The organism is Mesorhizobium calcicola (assembly GCF_042682105.1).
Taxonomy (GTDB): Bacteria; Pseudomonadota; Alphaproteobacteria; order Rhizobiales; family Rhizobiaceae; genus Mesorhizobium; species Mesorhizobium calcicola.
Genome location: NZ_JBHUGY010000003.1, coordinates 304015 through 310616, shown reverse-complemented (window position 1 = coordinate 310616; position 6602 = coordinate 304015). Strand labels below are relative to the sequence as shown.

Annotated in this window: 4 protein-coding genes and 1 pseudogene; all 5 read right to left on the bottom strand. The window is 58.1% G+C overall.

Annotation, left to right across the window (positions count from 1 at the left end; genetic code table 11):
- Positions 1-1038 precede the first annotated feature (1038 nt).
- The 5 genes and pseudogenes from ACFSQT_RS02700 to ACFSQT_RS02680 all read right to left on the bottom strand — a co-directional run bounded on the left by ACFSQT_RS02700 (position 1039) and on the right by ACFSQT_RS02680 (position 6599).
- Positions 1039-2268 carry an IS91 family transposase gene (locus ACFSQT_RS02700; protein WP_379016876.1) on the bottom strand — a complete coding sequence of 410 codons (1230 nt, stop codon included), beginning with the start codon at positions 2266-2268 and terminating at the stop codon, positions 1039-1041.
- Between the two features lie 10 nt (positions 2269-2278).
- Positions 2279-3160 carry a tyrosine-type recombinase/integrase gene (locus ACFSQT_RS02695; protein ID WP_172235051.1) on the bottom strand — a complete coding sequence of 294 codons (882 nt, stop codon included), beginning with the start codon at positions 3158-3160 and terminating at the stop codon, positions 2279-2281.
- A gap of 193 nt (positions 3161-3353) precedes the next feature.
- Positions 3354-3608 (bottom strand): annotated as a pseudogene (locus tag ACFSQT_RS02690) (IS110 family RNA-guided transposase); the annotation flags it as partial.
- Between the two features lie 600 nt (positions 3609-4208).
- Entirely contained in the window at positions 4209-5321 is a 1113-nt protein-coding gene (locus tag ACFSQT_RS02685; RefSeq protein WP_379016875.1) for a mandelate racemase/muconate lactonizing enzyme family protein, read from the bottom strand.
- Between the two features lie 192 nt (positions 5322-5513).
- Positions 5514-6599: an ABC transporter ATP-binding protein gene (locus ACFSQT_RS02680; protein WP_379016873.1), complete on the bottom strand. Its 1086-nt coding sequence runs from the start codon at positions 6597-6599 to the stop codon at positions 5514-5516.
- Between the last annotated feature and the right edge of the window lie 3 nt (positions 6600-6602).

Genomic DNA, 6602 nt, shown 5'->3' with positions numbered 1-6602 from the left:
GGTGCGCGGCTGGCGGCAGCTGGCGTTCCACAATATCATCGAGAAAGAAAACGAAGGGGCCACCTGGCGGACAAGCGCGCGCAAAAGACATGTGTAACAAGTCGCTCTGCCTGCATGATACCGAGTCTGGTACACGAGGACCATTTGCCCTATAATCGATTTCCCGAAGAACTGGGCCGGTCTTCTCCGTCCCCAAAAGGACAACGATCAGGCGACTGGCGAAATGTACACCAAGGTGATGGAGCTGAATACTGGGGGGGGGTTCCCTCTTCCGACCGAAGGCCAAGTAAATGCGCCGTCTCGTTTCCATCAAGCGACGGCAAGGACATCACACTGAAGCCCGAAGCAACTGGTGATGGCCACGCGCCCTCGAACCAATATAGAGGCACAAGGCCAACGCGTGACCGAATACCCTCAAAGCATGGAAAACTCTCACAAGGTGCGATCAGACCCATCACTCATCGACGCCAAGTCGGCCCCACGATGCATATGCCCGGAAACAACCAGCTCGTTGTCGTACACGGATTCGAACCAAATTCACGCCCACGACATCAGCAGCGCACTGTATTGTAAGCCGCGGCGTACGAGATGTACATCCATCGCGGGCCAAAACGCCACATCGAAAACCCCAACCCCATATCTGTTCGGTCCCCGACATATACCTCGCCCGAACAGGCGCGGATTTCAACTAGAGGACACGACAAACAATGATTCCAACGGCCCAAAGGCCGGAATCTTCCGTACTTTGCCTCCCTGCCTACAAAGGATCCTGCACGAATTCAGATCCGTGCTCTAACGTCCGGAGAAATGAAGACAGCAGCGATGCAAAAATTCTACGCGGGTCGGGAGCAGGCCGGCGTTCATGCTCGACTGGGGCGATGACGAATGTCAGGGACCTGTTCATGAAGTATCTGCCGGGCGGGTCGGGCTAATACATCGACAGTCGGCCGTTCCGGACCTGATTCATCGATGGCTCCGATCAAGCTGAAAAGCACGGTGTAGACGGTGGCTGAGCGCTCAAGGCAGCTTCGGTGATGCTCAGGCGACGTGATCGGGAATTGCCCCGCACGATCTGTAATCCCGGTATGGCGGGGGTCCGGTGACGCCGTCGAACGTTTCGATGACGATCATCCGCCCCTGATGACAGGCCGGGCATTGCCGGAGGGAATGCCCGGTAAGGTCCTCGTAGCGGTCGCGGTAGTCCTTCGCCGAGCAGCTGTTCGACGCCTCTGGAGCCGGCATGCCGAGCAGGTCGCGGCAGTGGGCGAGCTTTTGCGCGCGATGGCGATTGCCGAGGAAGCCGTAATAGCGGATGCGATGGAAGCCGTCGGGCAGGACATGCAGCAGGAAGCGGCGCATGAACTCGTCGGCCGAGACGGTCATGACCTTTTGCCGATTGCCGTGCCGATAGTCCTTCCAGCGGAAACGAACGGTGCCATCCTCGATGGCGACGAGGCGATTGTTGGAAATGGCGACGCGGTGCGTATAGCGGCCGACGTAGTCGAGGACCTGTTCGGGTCCGGCGAAGGGCGGCTTGGCGAAGATCACCCACTCGGCCTTTCGAAGGGGCGCCAGATAGCGCCGGAAGGCGTCGCGCTCGCTCAAGGCCTGCAAGCTAGAGAAGAACTTCAACTGGCCGGCCGCGAAGGCTTTCTCCAGGTGCTCCAGAAACAAGCGTCGGAACAGGCGTGAGAGCACCCGGACCGGCAGGAAGAAGCCGGGTTTGCAGGCAATCCATCGCGTGCCGTCGGCAGAAAGGCCACCGCCTGGGACGACGCAGTGCAGGTGGGGATGGTGCAGCAAGTTCTGGCCCCAGGTGTGCAGCACGGCGAAGAAGCCGATCTCGGCACCCAGGTGTTTGGGATCGGCGGCAATGGTGCGCAGTGTCTCGGCGGTGGCGCGGAAGAGCAGACCGTAGACGAGCGCCTTGTTCTGATAGGCGATGGCGGCAATGTCACCCGGCAGCGTGAAGACGACGTGGAAGTACTGTGTGTCGAGAAGCTCGGCGCGACGGTCCTCCAGCCATTGCGCGCGGGCCAGCGATTGGCAGCGGGGACAATGTCTGTCGCGGCAGCTGTTGAAGGCGATGCGCTGGTGGCCGCATTGATCGCACTGCTCGATATGCCCGCCGAGCGCGGCGGTGCGGCAGAGTTCGATCGCCGTCATGACGCGACGCTGCGCGGTGCTGAGCGACGCGTCATGCTGCACGCGATAGGCTTCGCCATAGCGGCGGAATATATCCGCCACCTCCGGCCCCGAGCGGGCCATCGGCTTGAGCTCAGAAGTACTGAGGCTTGGCCGGCGGCGGCGGGGTGGGGGCCGGACGCGGTAAGAGCTCGTACGGGCTCGACGTGGCGCAGACCTTGTTGGTGGCAATCCGCAGGTAATGGGCGGTGGTCGCGAGGCTGCGGTGACCGAGCAGCAGTTGAATGGTGCGCACGTCGGCGCCGGCCTCCAATAGATGGACGGCAAAGGCGTGCCGCAGGCTGTGCGGCGTGACCGGTTTGGGCAAGCGGGAGAGGTCGCGCGCTTTCGCGCAGGCTTGTCCCACCGCATCCCTGGTGATCGGCTGGCCGGCGCGATCGCCGGGGAAGAGCCTCGCCTCTGGCCGGCACACCTTCCAATAGCTGCGCAGGATCTCCAGCAGCTTGGGCGACAGCATCACGTAGCGGTCCTTCTGGCCTTTGCCCTGCTCGACGCGGATGACCATTCTCTGGCTGTCGATGTCCGTGGTCTTCAGCTGAACCGCCTCCGAGATGCGCAAGCCGGCGGCATAGCAGGTGGTCAGGATGGCGTGGTGTTTGACGTTGAGGACGCAGCCGAGGAATTGCTGAACTTCCTCGGGGCTGAGGATGATCGGCAGCTTCTGCGGCTTCTTGGGAAACGGGAGGACCTCTTCAGGCGCCCAGTCCCTTTCGAGCGTCACACTGTAGAGAAAGCGCAGCGCAGCGATGGCGGTGTGGATCGAACCGGACGCCAGCTTCTTCTCGTTGGTCAGATAGACCTGATAGGTCCGAATGTCCTCGCGCCCGAGCACGTCCGGCGACTTGCCGAAGTGGCGGGCGAACAGCGACACCTGTTGCAGATAGGAGAGCTGGGTGTTGAGCGCGAAGTTGCGCACCTGCATGTCCTCGCTCATGCGTTGCCGAAGTTGGGTCATGACAAGCTCCTTTGTCCGATGGAATGGGCTGCAAGCAGCCACCCCATGCTCGCGCAGTTGGAGCTCCTATTGAACGCCTGACCGGCACGACAGAGGACGCCATCAAGACCGCGCCGTCGGCGTACACCCCCCTTGCCGCTCCGCCGTGGCGGAGCGGGTTAGTCCTAGTAAAGTTATGGCGAGGTGAGCATAACTTTACAAAAGGCTTCACGTAATGCGGGGCGATCAACTTCACCTCATGGCCATACCTGCTCATCTCGCGGGCCCAATAATGCGCGCTGCCACAGGCTTCCATCACGATCACCGCTGGCGGCTGATCGGCCATAAATTTGGCAAAACTCCCCCGTGACAATTTCTTCCGGAACTTCAGCTCTCCCGTCATCGACGCCCCGTGGAGCTGAAAAACCGTCTTTGCCAAATCCACCCCGATCATTGTATCTTTCGTCACGGTTGCCGTCCTTTCCGCTCAGTGGCTGTAAACACCACTATCCTGGCACATTGCGATGCCATCTGGGGAGGGCGGCAACCACTCCATCTTTCACAGCGACATCGAGGCCGATAAAGTGCTTCATGCTGCGCTTCCTTCCCCGATGCTTGTGGCTGTTTGGACAGACCAGGTTCTATCATCAGCTCGAAGCGCAGTACCTTCTAGCATCACCGTTGAAAAAGGGGGGCAAGCCGAATACCCCATCTCTCGTCTACGAAAATCAGCACAGAGGCATCTCTCGCTAATGTGATTGGCCATTCCACCACCACCATCGCGTTCTTGAACAAAGCGATGGTCGTGGACCGGTCGGACCTAATAACCCATATCCGACCCGGAGAATTTACCGCGTTCACAACATCAGCAACCCGAGACCGTTGGTATAAGTCTCTGCATCCTATCGTCAGGGGGGCGTAAGCCGTCATCGGCTAATTGCGACGGAGGACGGAGACGACGTGCGCCATCAAAAGGCGGCGCACGTCAACGAAGTCCCAATTCGCTAGTTCAGCCTTAAAAACAACATTGAGCTGAACTGGCCGGCCAAGGCAGGGCAAGATACCGCTCTTAGCCCCTCTCGCCGTACACAGCTATCGGATCGCTGAGGCTGCCCGGCAAGATGTCTTGACCAAGGCCGGGCCTATCCGAAGCTTCCACCACTGCTCCGTCCCGCACCAAGATCGGTGCATCCGTTAATGGGTCGGATACAACGCTTAGCGGGTCGAAAACAGAGTGCCGGAACTCCTTCGGGGTGGACTGTGCCAAATGGAAAATTGCTGCCTGTACGATCCCGCTACCCCCTACGTCTTGAAGAGTCATCGGAATTCCTGCCGTGACACACATATCACGGGCGCGACGCGCCTTCGTCAGGCCACCCACTCTCGAAATCTTGATATTGATCAAATCCGCTGCGTCATCGGCGATAATCCGCATCACCATCTCGGGCGAATCAATGATTTCGTCAAGGATAATTGGATGATCAGTCCGACGTCTCACCGCGAGGCAGTCCTCGTACGAAGCACAAGGCTGCTCTATGTAGACGTCGAGATCGCGAATTTGCCGCATCACTCGCAGGGCCTGATCCCGTGTCCAACCGCGATTGCAGTCGGCGTAGAATTCCTCGCCGGGTTGGGCATTCTCGAGAATTGCCCGTAATGTTGACACGTCTTCGGCAACATCTCCGCCCAACTTCACGGACAAGCGCCGGTACCCTTTCTCACGCAAGTCCTGGGTCAACGCCAACATCTCTTCTTTCGACCCGAAGTAAGGGGCGGCCATAAGATCTAATCCACCTTCGAACCTTCCGCCTAGAAGAACGCATAGCGGCATTCCCGTTGCTTTGCCGAGGATGTCCCAGCAAGCCATGTCGATCGCCGATTTCGCATACGGATGGCCATACAAAAGATGATCCATGAAGTAATTGATTCGATCGAGATGGAGCGGATCTTTCCCAATGAGCTGAGGACCTAAAACATCAATGGCCGCTATGGCCCCCTTTGCGAACGCCGGCAGATAATTCGCTCCAACCGTCTGTAATTCGCCCCATCCGACGAGCCCCGCGTCAGTCTTGATTGCTACAATTGTGCTCTCGAAGGATGTCCATTTTCGACCCCGCGATAGTCTGTAACCTTGTGGAAACGGCGACACGATCTCATATACTGATATGCTTTTTATTTTCATTTGTCATTTCCTCCTTGTTAACTCGCTTGACCACGCTGTTGCGGCAGAATGACAGGGGTCCGTGTCCGATGGCTGGTAAGACTTGTCGCGCAATTCGCATGCCAAGAGCATGTACCTGCGAGGTTGATAGAATTTGATTCAGCCAATCTCAGTTCCGACCGACATTCCTTCAACTCGGATAATGCCTCCGGCCTAAAATGCGAGGACATCCGACGCTGAAAAATGGGCGTGTACGGGTTGTCCCGCTATAAATCCCGGAGTGCTCCCCACATTCTTGCGGATAGCCAGCAATCTGCCCTTTCCTGGAAGCTCGACGACCACGTGCATGTCGGCACCCAGCGGTGCCACGTCGAGGACGACACCCGCTAAGACATTGCTTTTTACGTCTTGCGCTACATCGCTCGTTGCCCCGCCCATGAGCACGATGTTTTCGGGCCTGACGCATAAATCAACAACGTCTCGTTGATTGGATAGCGGAGTTCTTGCGTGGATCGCTAATCCTTCGCTTGTGACATAGGTGCAGACGCCCTCACTTGAACTGCCGCGCCTTGATCCATGAAACCAGTTTGACCTCCCGACAAACTCGGCGACGAATTTGTCGGCGGGCTCCGCGTATATCTGCGTGGGCGATCCACGCTGAACGATTTTCCCCCCCCGCATGACGACGACCTCGTCGCCTAAGCTAAGAGCTTCCTCCTGATCGTGAGTGACGACGATGGTGGTCGCGTTGACCGATCGGAGAATCTCCTTCAACTCAATACGCAGTTCAAGGCGAAGCTTCGCATCAAGCGCGGACAATGGCTCGTCTAGAAGAACTATCTGGGGGTCGGTTGCAAGTGCTCGCGCAAGCGCGACGCGCTGCTGCTGTCCGCCGCTTAGCTGGCTCGGATATCTCGCCTCCATGCCGGCCAGTTGAACAAGTGACATCATCTGTTTGACGCGCGAGGGTATCTCCGATTTCGGAGTTCCGCGATACCGCATTCCGTAAGCGACATTCTGAGCGACGGTCATGTGAGGGAACAGCGCGTAATCTTGGAACAGCAGTCCGACGTTGCGTTCATACGGCTTCAAGCGACCAACATTGGCGCCAGAGATTTCCACGGCCCCCGTGTCCGGCGACGTGAAACCTGCAATGATGCGGAGAGTAGTCGTCTTGCCGCAACCGCTTGGCCCCAAAAGAGAAAGCACCTTTCCCTTTTCGATTTTCAGAGACACCGCATCAACTGCGGTGAATTCTCCGTATCTTTTGGTGACGTCTTTCAGTTCCAGAACATTCATTCG

Coding starts and splice junctions, on each gene's coding strand:
- ACFSQT_RS02700 (WP_379016876.1), bottom strand. CDS start 2,268: ATGGCCCGCTCGGGGCCGGAGGTGGCGGATATATTCCGCCGCTATGGC.
- ACFSQT_RS02695 (WP_172235051.1), bottom strand. CDS start 3,160: ATGACCCAACTTCGGCAACGCATGAGCGAGGACATGCAGGTGCGCAAC.
- ACFSQT_RS02685 (WP_379016875.1), bottom strand. CDS start 5,321: ATGAAAATAAAAAGCATATCAGTATATGAGATCGTGTCGCCGTTTCCA.
- ACFSQT_RS02680 (WP_379016873.1), bottom strand. CDS start 6,599: ATGAATGTTCTGGAACTGAAAGACGTCACCAAAAGATACGGAGAATTC.